General features: G+C 67.2%; 14 protein-coding genes. 10 read left to right on the forward strand and 4 right to left on the reverse strand.

Annotated features, from left to right (window positions below; all coding sequences use genetic code 11):
• Positions 1–13: 13 nt before the first annotated feature.
• Complete coding sequence (queG, locus tag V3596_RS06170; RefSeq protein WP_334276809.1) at positions 14–1,117, reverse strand: tRNA epoxyqueuosine(34) reductase QueG; 1,104 nt, start codon at positions 1,115–1,117, stop codon at positions 14–16.
• Here queG and tsaE point away from each other — a divergent pair, their 5' ends adjacent.
• Together tsaE and V3596_RS06180 are read left to right on the forward strand one after the other, a co-directional pair.
• On the forward strand, positions 1,118–1,600 hold the full coding sequence (gene tsaE / locus V3596_RS06175) for a tRNA (adenosine(37)-N6)-threonylcarbamoyltransferase complex ATPase subunit type 1 TsaE (protein WP_334276810.1): 483 nt from the start codon (positions 1,118–1,120) through the stop codon (positions 1,598–1,600). It begins immediately after the preceding gene.
• Entirely contained in the window at positions 1,597–2,994 is a 1,398-nt protein-coding gene (locus V3596_RS06180) for an N-acetylmuramoyl-L-alanine amidase (protein WP_334276811.1), read from the forward strand. Before tsaE ends, V3596_RS06180 begins: the two co-directional genes overlap by 4 nt.
• Positions 2,995–3,118: 124 nt before the next feature.
• Here the strand turns inward: V3596_RS06180 and V3596_RS06185 are convergent, their stop codons facing one another.
• Positions 3,119–6,457: a S41 family peptidase gene (locus V3596_RS06185; protein ID WP_334276812.1), complete on the reverse strand. Its 3,339-nt coding sequence runs from the start codon at positions 6,455–6,457 to the stop codon at positions 3,119–3,121.
• Positions 6,457–7,113, reverse strand: a complete 657-nt coding sequence (locus V3596_RS06190; RefSeq protein WP_334276813.1) for a DedA family protein — start codon at positions 7,111–7,113, stop codon at positions 6,457–6,459. The genes V3596_RS06185 and V3596_RS06190 overlap by 1 nt, the downstream gene beginning before the upstream one ends.
• 135 nt (positions 7,114–7,248) lie before the next feature.
• On the opposite strand from V3596_RS06190, the gene V3596_RS06195 reads away from it, so the two are divergent.
• From V3596_RS06195 to V3596_RS06230, 8 genes are all read left to right on the forward strand, one after another.
• A complete protein-coding gene (locus V3596_RS06195) occupies positions 7,249–8,070 on the forward strand; it encodes an alpha/beta fold hydrolase (protein WP_334276814.1) in 822 nt (273 codons plus the stop codon).
• A 34-nt stretch (positions 8,071–8,104) separates the two neighbouring features.
• The gene (gene mutL / locus V3596_RS06200; protein WP_334276815.1) at positions 8,105–9,961 is read left to right on the forward strand and encodes a DNA mismatch repair endonuclease MutL; all 1,857 of its coding nucleotides are present in this window, start codon (positions 8,105–8,107) and stop codon (positions 9,959–9,961) included.
• Positions 9,962–9,975: 14 nt separating this feature from the next.
• Entirely contained in the window at positions 9,976–10,767 is a 792-nt protein-coding gene (locus V3596_RS06205) for a substrate-binding periplasmic protein (RefSeq protein ID WP_334276816.1), read from the forward strand.
• A gap of 36 nt (positions 10,768–10,803) precedes the next feature.
• A complete protein-coding gene (locus tag V3596_RS06210; protein WP_334276817.1) occupies positions 10,804–12,036 on the forward strand; it encodes a pseudouridine synthase in 1,233 nt (410 codons plus the stop codon).
• Between the two features lie 61 nt (positions 12,037–12,097).
• Positions 12,098–13,054 carry a tRNA (adenosine(37)-N6)-dimethylallyltransferase MiaA gene (gene miaA, locus V3596_RS06215; RefSeq protein WP_334276818.1) on the forward strand — a complete coding sequence of 319 codons (957 nt, stop codon included), beginning with the start codon at positions 12,098–12,100 and terminating at the stop codon, positions 13,052–13,054.
• On the forward strand, positions 13,038–13,697 hold the full coding sequence (locus tag V3596_RS06220) for an ABC transporter ATP-binding protein (RefSeq protein WP_334276819.1): 660 nt from the start codon (positions 13,038–13,040) through the stop codon (positions 13,695–13,697). The genes miaA and V3596_RS06220 overlap by 17 nt, the downstream gene beginning before the upstream one ends.
• The gene (locus V3596_RS06225) at positions 13,694–16,180 is read left to right on the forward strand and encodes an FtsX-like permease family protein (protein ID WP_334276820.1); all 2,487 of its coding nucleotides are present in this window, start codon (positions 13,694–13,696) and stop codon (positions 16,178–16,180) included. Before V3596_RS06220 ends, V3596_RS06225 begins: the two co-directional genes overlap by 4 nt.
• The gene (locus tag V3596_RS06230; protein WP_334276821.1) at positions 16,180–17,214 is read left to right on the forward strand and encodes a lipocalin-like domain-containing protein; all 1,035 of its coding nucleotides are present in this window, start codon (positions 16,180–16,182) and stop codon (positions 17,212–17,214) included. The genes V3596_RS06225 and V3596_RS06230 overlap by 1 nt, the downstream gene beginning before the upstream one ends.
• On the opposite strand, the gene V3596_RS06235 is transcribed toward V3596_RS06230, so the two are convergent.
• Positions 17,215–18,024 (reverse strand): GGDEF domain-containing protein, encoded by an 810-nt coding sequence (locus tag V3596_RS06235; RefSeq protein ID WP_334276822.1) that lies wholly within the window; start codon positions 18,022–18,024, stop codon positions 17,215–17,217.
• Positions 18,025–18,055 lie beyond the last annotated feature (31 nt).

Consider the following 18,055-nt stretch of genomic DNA (forward strand, 5'->3'; position numbering starts at 1 on the left):
CAGGGCCCGCCGACTACAGACTTTCGCTCAGCGCCCAGTCGATGTGCTCCCCCACCAGGGCCGAGGCCTGGGGTCGGGCTGCCAGCAGGGCCGCGCGCAGCGCAGCGCTATCGGCGGCGCGCAAGGCGTTGCCCAAGGCCACGGCCAGATTGCGCCGCCAGCGCTCGAAGCCGATGCGACGGATGGCCGAGCCCTCGGTGCGGCGCAGGAATTCGCTTTCATCCCAGCGCCAGAGCTCCAGCAGCGTCGGCGCCTGCAGGGCCGGGCGGGCATCGAAGTCTGTGAGCGTGCTGCGGCGGGCGAACTTGTTCCAGGGGCAGGCCAGCTGGCAGTCATCGCAGCCGTAGATGCGGTTGCCGATCAAGGGCCGCAGTGCGAGTGGAATCGGTTCATCGCTTTCGATGGTCAGGTAAGAGATGCAGCGCCTTGCATCGACCCGGTACGGCGCAATGATGGCCTGCGTGGGGCAGACGTCGATGCAGGCGCTGCACTGGCCGCAATGCGCGCTGGTCGGCGGGGTCAGGGGCAGCGACAGATCGACCAGGATTTCGCCCAGGAAGAACATCGAGCCGGCTTCGCGGTCCAGCGTCAAGGTGTGTTTGCCGCGCCAGCCCAGGCCCGAGCGTGTGGCCAGCTCCACCTCCAGCACCGGCGCTGAATCAGTGAAGACGCGATAGCCCAGCGGGCCGATCGCCTGCTCCAGTTTGCTGGCGAGCTGTTGCAGGCGGTGGCGCAAGACCTTGTGATAGTCGCGGCCGCGGGCATAGATCGACACCTGGGCCTGCGAGGGCTTGCCCAGCCCCTGCCATTCGATGGCCTGCCAGCCCTCGGGGGTATCAGCCGGCAGATAGTCCATGCGGGCGGTGATCACGCGCAGCGTGCCCGGCAGCAGCTCGGCCGGCCGGGCGCGCTTGAGACCGTGGGCCGCCATGTAGTTCATCCGGCCATGGTGGCCGGCTTCCAGCCAGGCGAGCAGGCCGGCCTCGGCGCTGGCGAGATCGATATCGGCCACGCCAATCTGTGAGAATCCCAGCGCGCTGCCCCAGCCGCGCAATTGTTCAAGCAAGGCCGGGCCATCGAAGCCCGTGTTTTGTTGTTCACCCGGAGTCGAAGACATTTGTCCATTCTAGAAAGCCGTGAACTGCGCTGGCAGGACGAAGCCGCCTGCCAGCAATTCGCACAAGCCCTGGCGCGCTCGCCCGAGCTGCTGCTTGCGAGCATCGAGCTGCACGGCACGCTCGGCGCCGGCAAGACCACGCTGGTGCGGCATCTGCTGCGCGCGCTGGGCGTCCAGGGCCGCATCAAGAGCCCGAGCTACGCCGTGCTGGAGAGCTACGAGCTGGACCGTGGAACCGTCAGCCATTTCGACTTCTACCGCTTCAGCGACCCGCGCGAATGGGCGGATGCCGGCTTTCGCGATGTCTTCATGACGCCGGGCCTGAAGCTCAGCGAATGGCCGGAGAAGGCCGCGGGCATGTTGCCGCCGGCCGACCTCTGCATCCACTTGAAGAGCGAGGATGACGAGAGCCGCAGCGTGCGCCTGGAGGCGGGCACGCCTCTGGGTCAGGCGATCCTGAAGACGCTGGAGCCGTCTGCGTGACCCGCCGCAAACTCTTGCGCGGAGCCGGCAGCCTGGTGCTGCTTCTGCAGGCGCCGCAGCTGCTGCGTGCCATGCCGAACGGGGCCAGCATCGTGGCCGTGCGCGTCTGGCCGGCCGAGGAATACACGCGGGTCACGCTGGAATCGGACAAGCCGCTGTCGGTCCGCCATTTCACCGTCGACAAGCCCGACCGCCTGGTGATCGACATTGACGGCCTGGAGCTGAGCCCGGGCCTGCGCGAGCTGATCAAGAAGGTGCGAGCGGATGATCCCTACATCGCCGGCGTTCGGGTCGGGCAGAACCAGCCGACCGTGGTGCGCATCGTGCTGGACCTGAAGCAGCCGGCGGCGCCGCAGATTTTCACCCTGAAGCCGGTCGCGCCCTACCAGCACCGTCTGGTGTTCGACCTGCATCCTGCCGAGGAGCCCGACCCTTTGCTGGCCCTGGTGCGCGAGAAGGAACAGGCCGAGGCCAAGGCGGCGGAGGCGGTGAACGATGCACTGGGCGAATTGCTGCGCAAGATCGAGCGGCCGCCCGAGTTGCCGCGCAGGCCCGAGCTGGCGGCCAGTGCGTTGCGAGCCGCAGCATCGGCGCCGCCGACACCGCCCACTCCCGCCGCAAGCGCTGCAATTCCCTCGGCCTCCGCTGTGCTGCCCCTGCCCACCCAGCGCCAGCTCGACCGGCTGACCGTGATCGCACTCGACCCCGGCCACGGCGGCGAAGACCCAGGTGCGGTCGGCCCGAGCGGCCTGAAGGAAAAGGACGTGGTGCTGGCCGTGGCCCTGAAGCTGCGCGAACGGCTGCATGCCAATCGCAACATCCGCGTCATGCTGACCCGAGATGCCGACTTCTTCGTGCCCCTGCAGGACCGTGTTCGCAAGGCACGGCGCGTGCAAGCCGATCTGTTCGTCTCCATCCATGCCGATGCCTTCTTCACACCGCAGGCGCGCGGCGCCTCGGTCTTTGCGCTGAGCGACGGCGCTGCCAGCAGCACGGCCGCGCGCTGGATGGCCGCCAAGGAGAACTCCTCCGACCAGATCGGTGGCATCAATGTCGGCAAGGTCAAGGACTCTGCGGTGCTGCGGGCCCTGCTGGACATGAGCACCACGGCCCAGATCAAGGACAGCATGCGACTCGGCTCCGAGGTGCTGGGCCAGATCGGCCGGGTCGGCCGCCTGCACAAGAAGCAGGTCGAACAGGCGGGCTTCGTGGTCTTGAAGGCGCCCGACATCCCGTCCATCCTGGTCGAGACCGCCTTCATCTCCAACCCCGAAGAGGAAGCCAAGCTGCGCGACCCTGCGTACCAGGACAAGCTCGTCGAGGCCCTGGCCACCGGCATTGCGCGCTACTTCGCCAAGAACCCGCCGCTCGCCAGGCATCGGGCCCTCTCGTAGGACGGGGCAAGCGGCCAAGGAAAGCTGCCAAGAAAAGCGGCCCGACCGGCTCTGCAGCCAGCCGGGCCGTTCTCGCCGAACCGCTCGGATGTTGCGCCCGATCTGATCTCAGGCGCGCGTCAGGTCACTTGCCCAATGTCGCCGGTGCGGGCGGCACATGGCGCTGGATCGGCTTCCAGCTTTCCAGGCGCTTCATGACGTTGGCAATCGCCGCGTCCAGTTGGGTGTCCTGGCCCTTGTTGACGGCTGCCGGGTCCAGTTCGACCTCGATGTCCGGTGCCACGCCTTCGTTCTCGATCCGCCATTCACCTTCCGGCGTGTAGAAGCGGAAGTACGGCACTACCAGCGAGCCACCGTCGATCAGGTTCGGATTGATCGAGATGCCGATCAGGCCGCCCCAGGTGCGCTTGCCGATCAGCGGCCCCAGGCCCACGCGCTTGAAGGCGTAGGGCATGAAGTCACCGCCGGAGCCGGCATCCTGGTCGATCAGCATGGCCTTGGGGCCGTAGATGGCGCCGCCGGGCGTGTCGAAGACCATGCCGTCGCGGTCCTTCCAGCTCGACAGGTAGGGCCGGCTCAGGAGCTCGGTCACGTAGTTGGCCGCCTGGCCGCCGCCGTTGCGACGGTCGTCGACGATCAACGCCTGCTTGTCCACTTGCGCAAAGAACATGCGGTTGAACGAGCGGAAGCCACCGGTGCCGGTGTCGGGCATGTAGACATAGGCCACCTTGCCGCCCGATTTCTGCTGCACGTACTGCTGGTTGCGCTCGATCCAGTCCCACTGGCGCAGCGCGGCTTCATTGGCTATGGGCTCCACCACCACGTCGCGGCTGCCCTTGCCGCTGGCGTCGCTGGCCACCGTCAGGCTCACCTGCTTGCCGACCAGGTTCTCCAGGCGCGAGTACAGGTTCTGCTTGGCATCCACCGGGTGGCCGTTGACGGCCAGGATGAACTCGCCCGCCTTCACGCTCACGCCCGGCATCGCCAGCGGCGCCTTCATGAAGGGGCTCCAGCGGTCGCCCGCCAGCACCTTGGTGACCTTGTAGCGGCCGTTCTCCACCGCGAAATCGGCGCCCAGCAAGCCCACGCTGACCGTCGGCTCCGAATGCTGGTCACCACCGCCAACGCGGTTGTGCGCCACCTGCAGCTCGCCGATCATCTCGACCAGCAGATCATTCAGGTCTTCGCGGCGTTGCACATGCGAGAGCTGCGGCAGGTAGCGTTTATAGATGGCGTCCCAGTCCAGCCCGTGCAGGCCGGCGTCGTAGAAGTACTCCTTCTCCATCCACCAGGTTTCATCGAAGATCTGCTTCCATTCGGCGCGCAGGTCGACCTTGGTGCGCAGGCCCGACAGGTCGATGGGCTTGGGATCCAGCTTCTCCTTGGCGTCCGAGATGTCTAGCTTGCCGCGCGAGCCTTGCAGCAGGATTTTCTTGCCGTCGGCGCTCAGGCTGTAGCCGTTGAGGCCGGTGCGTACCGACACGGCCTTGCGCTCCTCGAAGTCGAAGCGATAGAGCTCGCTGTTGGCATCGCCCTGCGCGGCCGGCAGCTCGTTGCTGATGCCGGGCTGGCGGCGCTCCATGTAGAACAGCGCGCCGTCGGCTGCGACAGCCAGGCTGTCGTAGGCGCGCTCGGCCACGGGCAGCGCCACGATGCGCTGCTGCAGGCCTTCGACGTCGATGCGAACCGGCTTGAGCTTCTCGGCCGGTTTTTCATCCTTCTTGTCGTCTTTCTTGTCGCCCGGCTTGGCAGCGGGAACGGAGGCCGCAGGCTCGGCCTTCTTGGGCTCGTCCTTCTTGCCTTCTTCATCGCCCGCCTTGGGAGGCAGCGGCGACTTGCCATCGCTGGCCAGCACGGCGGCATAGATGCCCGAGCGCACCGAGCGTTCCTGCGTCGACATGTCCAGGCCGACCAGCGTCGGGCCGGCGTTGATCGAAGCCGTGAAGTAGAGGTAGTCGCCCTTGCTCGAAAAAGCCGGGTCGTCCGCATGGCTCAGGCCGTCGCTGACCGGGATCTGCTTGCCGGTCTGCAGGTCGGCGATGCGCACCTGGCTGAAGGCGTTGGCAATCGTCACGGCGTAGGCCAGGTAGCGGCTGTCCGGCGAGAACACGGCATTGAAGCTGCCGCGGCGGCGCAGGCTGCTGTCGATCTTGTTCAGCTGGCCACGCTTGGGCCCCTCCGCCAGCGACACCGTGTACAGGTTCAGATGGTTGTCTTCGATGACCAGCGTCTGGCCATTGGGCGACCAGTCGCGCAGCGAGAAGTAGCCGCTCTTGGGCAGCGGCAGCACCTCGGGCTTGCCGGCGCCGGTCTGGCTTTGCAGCACGATCTGGTGCTGCATGCCCGGCGCATCGGAGATGTAGGCCACACGCAGGCCGTCGGGGCTCCACAGCGCGTCTTTCTCGCGCACGCCCGACGTTTCGGTCAGGTTGCGCACCGAGCCGTCCTTGACCGGCACGGTGAACACATCGCCACGGGCACTGACCACCACACGCTTGCCGGTGGCGGAGAGCTGCGCGGAGGTGAGGTTGCGGCCGGCATCCTTCCACTGCGTGCGGGCCTGTACCGAACCGCTGTTGATGCTGACGTTGATGTCGCGGGCAGCACCGCCGTCCAGGTTCAGTTCCTTGAGGCGGCCACCGACTTCATAGACGACCGTGCGGCCATGGGATTCGACGCTCTTCACGTCCCAGACGGTTTCCTTGGTCAGCTGGCGCAAGGCCTTGGTCTTCGAGTTGTAGGCGAACAGATTGGCGGCGCCGTCGTTGCGGTCGGAGATGAAAACCACCTCGTCACCGGCCCAGACCGGGTTGGTGTCGCTGGCGTTGACGTGCGGAATCTGTTCCCACTGGTTGGTGGCGGGGTCGATGATCCAAACCGGCGGCGTCGTGCCGCCACGGCTCTGGCGCCAGCCGGCCGTGCCGACATAGGCCTGGCGGTAGGGGCGATAGGCCAGCTTCTTGCCATCCGGCGACCAGTTGCCTTCAAAGGCCACAGCCTCCATCAGCTTGCGCTCGAAGCCGCCATGGGCGTCGATCTCGAACAGCTGGTTGCTGCGGTTGTTGGCCACTTCGCGCGGGGATGCGAAAAGCACGCGCTTGCCGTCCCTGCTCCAGCCGCTGACGACGTCGGCCGACGGATGCCAGGTCAGGCGCTGTGGCTGGCCGCCTTCGGTCGACATCACATAGACGTCGGTATTGCCGTCGTAGCTGGCCGAGAAGGCGATGCTCTTGCCGTCCGGCGAGAAATGCGGCGAGAACTCGGCCGCGGCATGCGTGGTCAGGCGGCGCGGGTTGCCGCCGTCGCGGGCTGCAATCCACAGGTCGCCTGCATAGACGAAGGCCAGTTGCGTGGCAGAGATGGCAGGCTGGCGCAAGAGCCGGGTCGATTCGTCGGCGGCATGCGCAGCGGATGCTGCGCCGGCCAGGGTCAGCGCGGCTGCCAGTGCGGAAAGACGGAACATCATGCAGTCTCCTTGTTGGGGCTGCGCAGCTTGGATCTCAAGCCGCCGCCGATTGCAATCAGGCCAGGAAGGATGATCATGGCCCAGATGATTTTCTCGAGGTTGGCCTGCACCCACGGCACATTGCCGAAGAGATAGCCGGCCATCGTCAGGCTGACCACCCAGAGCAGGCCGCCGCTGATGTCGTAGAAGGTGAACTTGCTGCGCGTCATCTGCGCCACGCCGGCCACGAAGGGCGCGAAAGTGCGCACGAAGGGCATGAAGCGCGCAATCACGATGGTGATGCCGCCATGCCGCTCGTAGAACTCATGAGCCCGGTCGAAGGCCTTGCGGTTGAAGAAGCGTGAGTCTTCCCACTGGAAGACCTTGGGGCCGAAGTAGCGTCCCAGCGCATAGTTGCTCTGGTTGCCGGCCACTGCGGCAACGCTCATCAGCCCGATCGAGAGGCCGAGGTCCATGAGGCCCGTGCCGCACATGGCGCCAACGATGAAGAGCAGCGAGTCGCCCGGGAGGAAGGGCATCACCACCACGCCGGTCTCGACGAAGATGATCAGGAACAGCAGCGCATAAATCCAGACGCCATGGGCGGCCACGAAGGTGGCGAGATGCTTGTCCACATGGACAACGAAATCGATCAGCAGGGCAATGAATTCCATGGCGGCGCATTATGCGGGCGGCCCCGGGCCAGCGGCATGCCGGACCTGAAAACAATCGAATGGCATGGGCGCATCCGACCGCCACAATGAGCTGGCAATCACAGCCCAGCCCTCCCGCCCCTGCAAGAAGCCCCCATGAACGCCTTCTCCTGGATCCAAGTTCCCGGCGCCCGCCTGCCCTGCGTGCTGCTGCGCCATGCCAGCTCGACCTTGCCGCCGCTGGTCTTCCTGCACGCCGGTGTGACCGACCACCGGTTGTGGCAGGAGCAACTGGCCGCTTTCGCTGCCGAGCGCACCGTGCTGGCCTACGACCGCCGCGGCTACGGCCGGGCCGAGATCGAGTTGTCCGGCCCCTTCTCTCACCTGCAAGACCTGTGGGCGGTGATGGATGGCCTGGACATCGAGCAGGCCGTGCTCGTGGGCTGTTCGCTTGGCGGCCGCCTCGCACTGGAAGCGGCCCTGGATCGGCCGGCCCGGGTTGCCGGGCTTTTCCTGGTAGCGCCGGCCATGACCGGCGGCCCGGCGCCCGAGCTGACCGAAACCGAAACCCGCCTGGATGAAGACATCGATGCGGCCGAAGCCTCGTGCGACCTGAAGCGCACCAATGAAGCGCTGGCGGCACTCTGGCTTGATGGGCCGACCAGCCCCGCAGGCCGCGTCGGCGGCGCGGCCCGCGAGCTGTTTCTGGACATGGACGAGCTGATGCTGCGCGCTGCCAAGCCTGGCACGGCCATCGAGGCACCAGCGATCTGGCCCCGCCTGGAGCAGGTGCAGGCGCCCACGCAAGTGCTCTGGGGTGACCTGGACCTGGCCTACTTCAAGCCCCGCTGCGAAGCCATGGTGGCCCGGATTCCCGATGCCAGCCGCACGGTGATGCGCGGCGTTGCGCACCTGCCCTCGCTGGAGGCCGCACCGGCCTTCAATGCGGCGCTGGCGGGCTTTTTGGCGAGCTTGTGAAGCTACGGCGGCCGCCTTCCTACAATGCGGCCCCATGGATTTGTCTTCTCCTGCACCGCGCCGCGCGATCCGCGAACTTCCCGATGAACTGATCAGCCAGATCGCCGCCGGTGAGGTGGTGGAGCGCCCTGCCTCGGTGGTGCGAGAGCTGGTGGACAACGCGCTGGACGCCGGCGCCACGCAGATCCAGGTCAAGTTGATGGCAGGCGGCGTGCGCGCCATCGTGGTCGAAGACGATGGCCTGGGCATTCCGTCCGAAGAGCTGCCGCTGGCACTGCGGCGGCATGCGACGAGCAAGATCCGAAGTCTCGAGGAGCTGGAGGCGGTCGGCACCATGGGTTTTCGCGGCGAGGCGCTGGCGGCCATCGCTTCGGTCTCCGAGATGGCAATTGCCAGCCGCAGCGAAGGCGCGGCCCATGCCCATCGCATCGATGCCCGCTCCGGCGAGCTGGCACCGGCCGCGCGGGCGCGCGGCACCAGTGTCGAGGTGCGCGAGCTGTTCTTCAGCACGCCGGCACGCCGCAAGTTCCTGAAGACCGATGCCACCGAGCTGGCTCATTGCGTGGAAGCGGTGCGCCGCCATGCCTTGGCGCGACCGGACGTGGGCTTTGCGGTCTGGCACGAGGGCAAGTTGGTCGAGCAATGGCGCGCCGGCACCGCCGAACAGCGCGTAGCCGATGTGCTGGGTCAGGAGTTCGTCGCCGAGAGCCGCGAGGTGGCTGGCGGCGCTGGGCCTCTGCGCATCCATGGCCGCGCCGGCCTGCCTGAGGCCTCGCGCAGCCGCGCCGACATGCAGTACGTCTACGTCAACGGACGCTTCGTGCGCGACAAGCTGATCAATCACGGCGTCCGCTCGGCCTACGAGGATGTGCTGCATGGCCATCGCCAGCCCTGCTATTTGCTCTTCCTGGAAATCGACCCCAGCCTGGTGGACGTGAACGTGCACCCGACCAAGATCGAGGTGCGCTTCCGCGATGGCCGCGAGCTGCATCAGCGCGTTCGCTATGCGGTGCAGGATGCGCTGGCGGTGTCGCGTGCGGCAGAGGCTGTGACGGCAAACTCGATCCAGGCCGCTCAGCAAGCGGCGGCCGATGCGCCGGGCTTCCGCCCTTCGCCAGGCAATCCGCCAGCCTGGTTCGGAGCTGCGAAAACCGCCTCGGAGGCTCCTGCACCCGCCTACATGCCAAGCTGGCGCAGCAACACACAGGTCTCCCTGGGCCTGGCCGAGGCGCAGGCGCTCTATGCGCCCGAAACACCGTTGCCGACGGCACCTGCTGCTTCGGCGCCCAGCGCCCTGCCCTCGCACGACTGGCCGCTGGGCCGCGCGGTGGCGCAGATCCAGGGCGTCTACATCCTGGCCGAGAACGCCCAGGGCCTGATCATTGTCGACATGCACGCGGCTCATGAGCGCGTGGTCTATGAGCGGCTCAAGGCCTCGCTCGGCGCGGCGGCCATCGAGTCGCAACCCTTGCTGATTCCGGTCACTTTTGCCGCCACGGCGCAGGAAATCGCCACGGCCGAAGCGCAGGCCGAAGGCCTGCTGCGCCTGGGGCTGGACGTGGCGCCGCTGTCCAGCAAGGTGCTCGCAGTGCGTGCCCGCCCGGCCGCGCTGGCGGGCGGCGACGTTGTCGAACTGACGCGAGGCGTGCTGGCCGAACTGGCCCAGTTCGACGCGAGCCAGGCCATTGAGCGCGCCCAGCACGAGATCCTCGCCACCATGGCCTGCCATGGCGCTGTTCGCGCCAATCGGCAGCTCACCCTGGACGAAATGAATGCATTGCTGCGCGACATGGAGCGCACCGAGCGGGCCGACCAATGCAACCATGGACGGCCGACCTGGCGGCAGCTCACAATGCGCGAACTGGACGCGCTATTCCTGCGCGGCCGTTGATCGCGGGAGGCGCAATGATCCGCCGCAGAGCGTTAAGCCTTGCTGGAATTGCCTGCAGCATGACGGGATGGGCTGCTGCCACGCCGGAGCGGACCATTCGGATATGTGGCGTTGAGCTGCCGCCGCTGATCATGGCCACGCCTTACGGTTCAACCGGTGTCGTCACTGACATCGTCCTGCAGGCTTGCCAGCGTGCAGAGCTTCGGGCGACTGTCGAGGTCGTTCCATGGGCGCGCGGCTTCGCCGCCCTCAAGAGCGGCGACTGCGACGCCCTGATTCCGACTATTCGCTCTTCAGAGCGAGAAGCGCTCTTCGACTTTCCGTCCGAGCCAATCTATCGTTCAGAGATGGCGCTTTTTGGTTCGATTGGAAAGATGCCTGCGGGCTTCAGTGGCAAGCTGTCCGAGCTGTTGTCCTACCGCTTTGTCAGATTGAAGGGTGCCCTGTTCGCGCCGGAGTTCGACCGCGCGGTCCAGGAAGGACGCCTGCATTGCGAAGAGGCCCTCAGCTTTGCCGCAGCCCTTCGCATGGTCGACGTCGGACGTGTGGATTTCGCGGCAGTGCCCAAACTTGCCGGCCTGCAGATCATTGCTGCAGAAGGCCTGACTGCGCACCTGCAGGTCCTGGAGCCAGCGCTGTTTGTGCAGCCGTTCTATATTGCACTCGCACGCCGACCCGATCTGGCTGGTGTGCGGCAACGGCTCGATGAGCAATTGCGCCGCATGGCGTCAGACGGCTCATCTCAGGCCATCGAGGATGACTACCGACGTCGCAAATGGATGCCCGTAAATCCACGCAAGCCCTGAGGGCATGATCCAATACGGTCTCACAAGAGAGTCCGAATGGCCACCCTGAAACTGAACAAGAAGCCCGCCCCACGCAAGACCAATGCGGAAGGTGAGAAGCGCGCACCGCTGCGCGGCAAGGGCGTGTCGCGCCCCCGCCAGACCCTCGAACAGGTGCAAGCCGAGCGCAAGGCCTTCGAGCAGCGCCGCGCGGAAGAACGGGGCCCCGGCGAAGAACGCGAGCCGGCGCGTGCCGCCCGGCCACCCCGAGCGGCTGCGCCCGGTGAGCGCCCGGCACGTTCGGCTGACCGGGCACCCAAGCCTTCCGGCGGCTTCCGCCGCGAAGAGCAGCAAGGGCAGCATCGCAATGATGGTCGGCCGGCGCCACGTGGCGATGCACCGCCGGCTCGTCGCGACCAGCGCCGCAACACGGGCCCGCGCATTGACCAGCCGCCCGGCCAGCCCTATGGCAAGCTAATCGGCCAGCAAACGCCCCCACCGCGCCAGCGTCGCGAAGCTGTCGAGCCGCCGCCCGAGGGCGAACGCCTGTCCAAGCGCATGGGCGAATTGGGGCTGGCCTCGCGCCGCGAAGCCGACGAATGGATCGAAGCCGGCTGGGTGCGCGTGGACGGCAAGATGGCCCACCTGGGTCAGCGCGTGCTGCCCGACGCCAAGATCGAAATCGACGAGGCCGCGCATCAGCAGCAGGCCACGCGCGTGACAATCCTGCTGCACAAGCCCATCGGTTATGTGTCAGGCCAGGCTGAAGATGGCTACGAGCCGGCCTCCGTGCTCGTCAAGCAGGAAACCCATTGGGGCGAAGACACCTCGGGCATCAAGTTCCACCCCGGCCAATTGCGTGGCCTGGCACCCGCCGGCCGCCTGGACATCGACTCAACCGGTCTCCTGGTGCTGACGCAGGACGGCCGCATCGCCAAGGCGCTGATCGGCGAGGACTCGCTGGTCGAGAAGGAGTACCTGGTACGGGTCGAATACATCGGCCGCAACGGCGTGAAGAGCGCCGAAGGCTTCAGCGAGCAAGACCTGGCCCTCTTGCGCCATGGCCTGGAGCTCGACGGCGTGCAGTTGAAACCGGCCAACGTCAGCTGGGCCAATGAAGACCAGCTGCGCTTCGTGCTGCGCGAGGGCCGCAAGCGCCAGATCCGCCGCATGTGCGAGCTGGTCGGTCTCAAGGTCGTGGGCCTGAAGCGCGTGCGCATTGGGCGCATTCCGCTCGGCAAGTTGCCGGTCGGTGAATGGCGCTACCTGACGCCTTGGGAACGGTTCTGATGAACAAGGGTGGAGCCCCCAGACCTGTCGCCTCGCGCCAGGCCCCCCGCGGGGGCGCGAAGTGAACTTGGGAGCGGCCCGGCGTTCACTTCAACCCGTTTGCCTGGCCGGCCCCACCGGCTGCGGCAAGACAGCTGCAGCGCTGAAGATTGCCCAGTACCTGCCCGTCGAGATCATCAGCGTCGATTCGGCCCTGGTGTATCGAGGCATGGACATCGGCACAGCCAAGCCGACCCCGGCCGAGCTGGCGGCCGTGCCGCATCACCTGATCGACATTCTCGACCCGCTGGAGTCCTATTCGGCCGCCGAGTTTGCGAGCAGTGCCAAGCAATTGGCCGACGAGATCATCGCTCGCGGCAAGCTGCCATTGATGGTGGGCGGCACCATGCTCTATTTCAAGGCCTTGTTCGATGGGCTCTCGGCGCTGCCCCAGGCCGATGCCGAGCTGCGTATACAGCTGGACGAAGAGGCCGCGCAGATCGGCTGGCCGGCGATGCATGCCAAGCTGGCGGCCATCGACCCCGCAACCGCCGCACGCCTCGCGCCGAACGATGCGCAACGCATCCAGCGCGCTCTGGAGGTCTGGCATTTGAGCGGCAAGACCATGTCGGCCCTGCACGCCGAACCGCAGCGCAGCGCCGGTGTCGACTGGCCCTTGCTCTCGCTGGAGCCCCAAGATCGCGGCTGGCTGCACAAGCGGCTGGACCAGCGCTTTGAGCAGATGCTGGCCGATGGCCTGATCGACGAGGTCAAGGCCTTGCGAGGGCGCGGTGACCTGTCTTTGGACCTGCCCTCGATGCGCTGCGTCGGCTACCGCCAGACCTGGGAAGCGCTGGACAGCGGCGACTTCAAGGACCTCAGCGCCCGGGGCAGCGCTGCCACGCGGCAGCTGGCCAAGCGACAGGTCACCTGGCTGCGCAGCATGCCGCAACGCCAGGTAATCGACTGCCAGCATCCCGACGCGGCCCTGCATGTGCTGGCCGCCCTGCAAAAGCTTCTCGATGCCAGCCCTGCTTGAAGCCCGAGGCCTTTCCAGGAGCTATGGCGAGACGCCCGTGTTCAGCGGTCTGTCTCTGCGGCTGGCTCCAGGTGAACTGGTGGCGCTGCTGGGTGAATCGGGCTGCGGCAAGTCAACATTGCTGAACTGCCTGGCCGGCCTGGACAGGCCGGACGCGGGTCAGGTCTTGTTGGAAGGCATTGATATCCACGAACTGAGCGAGCCAGCGCAGGCCAGGCTGCGGCGCGAGCGCCTGGGCTTCGTGTTCCAGGCCTTTCATGTCTTGCCGCATCTGGATGTGGCCGGCAATGTCGGTCTGCCCCTGCTTCTGCAGGGCAAGGAAGATCCGACTCGATTGGCCGAGATGCTCGCGGCCGTCGGCCTCCTGGACCTCGCCTCACGCATGCCGCGCCAGCTCTCCGGTGGTCAATTGCAGCGCGTTGCCATTGCCCGTGCCTTGATTCACAGGCCGGCCCTGGTGCTGGCCGATGAGCCGACCGGCAATCTCGACCCCCGGCATGCCGACGGCGTGCTGGAGCTGCTGCGCCAGCAATGCCGTGAACAAGGAGCGGCTTGCCTGCTGGTGACGCATTCCGAGCGCGCCGCCGCATTGGCGGACCGTCGCCTGCAGCTTGGCGAGGCCGGTCTGGAAGCACTCCTGTGACCTGGCTGCGCTGGTTGCGACAACTCTCGCTGCCGGCGCTGCGCCACCAGGCCGGGCGGCAGCTGCTCGCCTTGCTGGCCGTAATGCTGGGTGTCGCCCTGCCCTATGCCGTCCATCTGATCAATGCCGCTGCCTTGGGCGAATTTGCCGCTGCGGCGCGCAGCATCGAAGGCCAGCCCGACCTGATCCTGAGCCGCCAGGGCGGCACGCTGGACCTCGCCTTGTTCGAGCGTATCGCCGCCATGCCCGAGGTGCTGGTGGCGGCGCCGCAGGTCGAGGCCGCGGTGCAGATGCGCGGCGCCGACGGCAAGGTGCATGGCCTGCGGCTGCTGGGCATCGACGCCCTGGCCGCCACGACCCTGAGCCCCGACCTGCTGGCCCGCCCACCTGCGGATGAATCGCCCTTGCAGCTGTGGCTCGATCCGCAGCGCCTGCACCTGAACCGCGCTGCGGCGCAGCTGCTTGATGAGCAGCAGGCCCTGATCGAACTGCGGCACACGCAGGGCTTGCAACTGCAGACAACTCGCCTGCAGCGCGGCGGGCAGGTCGAGGCCGGTGGCGGACCGTTGGCGGTGATCGACATCGCTGGCGCGCAAGTCCTGCTGGGCCGCATGACGCTGGATCAGATGGCCTTGCGCCTGCAGGCGGGTGTGACGGCCGAGCAATTCCTGACGCAGGCAACCCTGCCAAGCGGGGTTCGCGCGGTGCCGCCCAGCGATGCCGGCGCCCGCCTCGCCAGCATGACGCAGGCCTACCGCGTCAATCTCGGCGTGCTCTCATTGATGGCCCTGTTCACCGGCAGCTTCCTGGTGTTCGCTGTCGTCTCGTTGTCGGTGGCGCAGCGTCAGCCCCAATTGGCCTTGCTGGGTGTGCTGGGCCTGTCCGGACGCGAACGAGCGGGCCTCGTGATGGCAGAAGCCGCGCTGCTGGGCCTGCTGGGCAGCGGTCTGGGTTTGTTGCTGGGTTGGGAGCTGCATGCCACCGTATTGAAGCTGCTGGGCGGCGACCTCGGTGCGACCCTGGGCATCAGCCGTGTTCGCGGCGCCCAACTTGAGCAGTTGCCTCTGCTGGTCTTCGGCCTGCTCGGCTTCATCGTCTGCCTGCTCGCAGCCGCAGCGCCGGCCCTGGCCGTGCGCGAAATGCCGGTGGCCCAGGTGCTCAAGGGCCTGGGCGGCGCGCCCTTGCGGCACTGGCCGTTCTGGCTGGGCCCCGGGCTCCTGCTGCTCGCCCTGCCGCTGGCCCTGGCACCGCCGTGGCACGAGATGTCGCTCGGCGCCTATGCCGCCATGCTCTTGCTCTTGCTGGGCGGCATGCTGAGCCTGCCGCAGGCCTTGGCGCTCCTGCTGAAGCGACCAGGTGGCCGTGCGCTGGCACAGCTGGCCAGGGCACGGCTGCGCGAGCACAGCGGCGACGCGCTGCAGACTCTCTCTGGCGTGCTGGTGGCGCTGGCCTTGTCGGTGGCGATGCTGGTGATGGTGGGCAGCTTCCGTGAATCCCTGCAGCAATGGCTGACGCAGATGCTGCCGGCCGAGCTCTATCTGCGCAGCGGCCTGCGAGGCGGCGCCGTGCTGACGCCGGAACTGGTGGCAGCGATCCAGCAGAGCCCTTTGATCGAACGCAACGAGCCGCAGCGAAGCGCGCGTGCCTGGCATGCCGACACCGGGCAAGAGGTCGCGCTGCAGGCCCGAGCGTTCGATCCAGCCGCCCTGCCCCTGGTCGGCGCATGGCAGAAGGTGGACAGGACGGCCGTCTACATCAACGAGGCCATGCGCGATGAGTGGCGCCTGCAAGCGGGCCAGGGCATCAGCCTGCGCTTGATGGGTGGCGCACGGCTGGACGGCCGGGTGGCCGGCATCTGGCGCGACTACAGCCGGCAGACACCGGCGCTGCTCCTGCCTCTGAGTGACTACCGCCGCGTCAGCGGCGATCTGGCGGTCAGTGAGCTGCTGCTCTGGCCCAAGCCTGGCGCAGAAAAGGTGACCGAGCATCTGCGTTCGCTGGCACCTCAGGCTGAAGACATCGAGATTGCGAGCGCCTCCGACCTGCGCTCGCTGTCCCTGCGCATCTTCGACCGCAGCTTCGTGTTGACACACGGCTTGCAGGCCGTGGCGCTGGCCATCGGCCTGTTCGGGATTGCCGCCAGCCAGTCGGCCCAGACCCTGGCTCGGCGGCGCGAGTTCGGCCTCCTGCGCCACCTGGGCCTGGCGCGTGGCGACATCCTGCGCCTGCTGCTGCGCGAAGCGGCCTTGCTGGCCGCCTGCGGCACCGCGCTGGGCCTGCTATTGGGGCTCGCCATAAGCGCCGTGCTCGTGTGGGTCCTGAACCCGCAGAGCTTTCACTGGAGCATGGAGATGCACATCCCCTGGCTGCGACTGCTCGGCCTGCTGGCCGCCGTGTTCTTGACAGCGATTGCGGCCGCATTGCTGGCCGGGCGGCAGGCGCTGTCGGCGGATGCAGTGCAATCGGTCAAGGAGGACTGGTGATGATGATCGGTCGCCGTGCCCTCCTGCTGGCCGCATTGCCGGGCCAGGCCTCGGGCCTTCAGTACCCGCGTGACCATGGCTCGCATCCTGACGAGGCGATCGAATGGTGGTACCTCACCGGCTTGGTCGGCGCTGACCCGAAGGCGCCGGACTATGGCTATCAGCTGACGTTTTTCCGCATCCGCGGTCCCGTGCATGAGGCGCATGCCAGCCCGTTTGCGGCGCATCAACTTCTGCTGGCGCACGCCGCCTTGAGCGATCTGAAGGCCAAGCGCCTGCAGCATGACCAGCGGCTGGCCCGCGTCGGCTTCGAGCATGTGCGAGCGAGCGCTGGCGACAGCGACCTGCAACTGAGCGACTGGACACTGAAGCGCGGTGACGAGGGCTACCAGGCCCGCTTCGCCAGCGCCACGGCAGGATTCAGCCTGGCACTCGATCTGCGAACAACGCAGGCGCCGCTGCAACAAGGCGAACAAGGCCTGTCTCGCAAGTCGGAGCAGACCTTCAGCCACTACTACAGCCAGGTGCAACTGCAAACGCGCGGACATCTGCAGATTGAAGGGCGCAAGCTGGCGCTGCAAGGCCGTTCCTGGCTGGACCATGAATGGAGCGGGCAGCTGCTGCCGAGCGAAGCCGTCGGCTGGGATTGGCTGGGCATCAATCTGGAGGACGGTGGCGCGCTCACCGCATTTCGCCTGCGCCGCGCCGACGGCAGCACGCTTTGGAGCGGCGGCAGCTGGCGCAGCGCCGACGGCAGGCTGCGCAATTTCACGAGCGGCGAGTTGCGCTTCACGCCGGCCCGCCACTGGCGCAGCGATCTCAGCAATGCGCGCTATCCGGTCCTGTGGCAGATCGACTCGCCGCTCGGCGAACTGAGCTTGGCTGGTCTGTTCGACGCGCAGGAAGTCGACGCACGGCGCAGCACCGGCATGGTCTATTGGGAAGGCGCGGCTCGCTTGAGTGATCGCCAGGGCCGCCAGTTGGGCCTGGGCTACCTGGAAATGACCGGCTACGCCGGCAAGATGCGGCTGTGATCAGCCCTTGATGACGCGCGGCCGCGAAGGCAGCAGATCGGCATCGGCGCGCACGCAGTTGCGGCCGGCGCTCATCGCCTCGCGCAAAGCGGCTTCGGTGGCCTGCACCAGTTGCTGCAAAGCGACGTGCTGCTCCTGCAGGGCCGCCACGCCGAGGCTGCCGGTGCACTGCAGTATCTGGCCCTGCCATTCAAAACCGAGGCGCTCGGTGCGCTCGCGCATCCGCTCGGCGACATCAAGTGCGCCCAGGGGGTCGGTGTCGGGCAACAGCACGATGAAGCGGTCATCGTCAAAGCGAGCCAGCAGGTCGGGTTGACGCAACTGGGCCTGCGCACTCTCGGCCAGGCTGCGCAGGAGCAGCTCGCCGCAGCGCTGGCCGAAGCGGCCCTGGATCTGGGCGAAATGGTCCAGCTGCAGGAGCACCAGCGCGCACGGCCTTTGGTAGCGCCGCGCAGCCGACATTTCACGCTCGGCCGCATGCAGGAAGTGGCGGCGGTCGCACACGCCTGTTGCCGGGTCCAGCGTTCCTTGCCGGCCCAGCAGGCGCATGGCCCTGTCCAGCGGGTCGGCCAGACCAAGCACCAGGGCGCTGGCAGCCATAGCGCAGAGCAGCGAACCCACGCCACCCAGCAAGGCGGCGGTGCCCGGCGCCACACCGAGCGGCACGCTCAACAAGAGCGTCAGGCCCATGCCTGGCAGCCACAGTGCAGCGAACAGGACAGCCCAGACCAGGCCCGCGCCGTAGCGGCGCCGCAACTCGGCCAGCTTCTGCAGCCAGCGCGGATGGTCGGGCGTGATGTGGGACGACATGGGGCGGCGCGTGACCCGGGGGTACGCGCCT

This window comes from Roseateles microcysteis (assembly GCF_036880965.1).
Taxonomy (GTDB): domain Bacteria; phylum Pseudomonadota; class Gammaproteobacteria; order Burkholderiales; family Burkholderiaceae_C; genus JAUASW01.

Coding starts and splice junctions, on each gene's coding strand:
- mutL (WP_334276815.1), top strand. CDS start 8,105: ATGGATTTGTCTTCTCCTGCACCGCGCCGCGCGATCCGCGAACTTCCC.
- queG (WP_334276809.1), bottom strand. CDS start 1,117: ATGTCTTCGACTCCGGGTGAACAACAAAACACGGGCTTCGATGGCCCG.
- V3596_RS06235 (WP_334276822.1), bottom strand. CDS start 18,024: ATGTCGTCCCACATCACGCCCGACCATCCGCGCTGGCTGCAGAAGCTG.
- V3596_RS06195 (WP_334276814.1), top strand. CDS start 7,249: ATGAACGCCTTCTCCTGGATCCAAGTTCCCGGCGCCCGCCTGCCCTGC.
- V3596_RS06230 (WP_334276821.1), top strand. CDS start 16,180: ATGATGATCGGTCGCCGTGCCCTCCTGCTGGCCGCATTGCCGGGCCAG.
- V3596_RS06190 (WP_334276813.1), bottom strand. CDS start 7,113: ATGGAATTCATTGCCCTGCTGATCGATTTCGTTGTCCATGTGGACAAG.
- V3596_RS06205 (WP_334276816.1), top strand. CDS start 9,976: ATGATCCGCCGCAGAGCGTTAAGCCTTGCTGGAATTGCCTGCAGCATG.
- V3596_RS06210 (WP_334276817.1), top strand. CDS start 10,804: ATGGCCACCCTGAAACTGAACAAGAAGCCCGCCCCACGCAAGACCAAT.
- V3596_RS06185 (WP_334276812.1), bottom strand. CDS start 6,457: ATGTTCCGTCTTTCCGCACTGGCAGCCGCGCTGACCCTGGCCGGCGCA.
- V3596_RS06220 (WP_334276819.1), top strand. CDS start 13,038: ATGCCAGCCCTGCTTGAAGCCCGAGGCCTTTCCAGGAGCTATGGCGAG.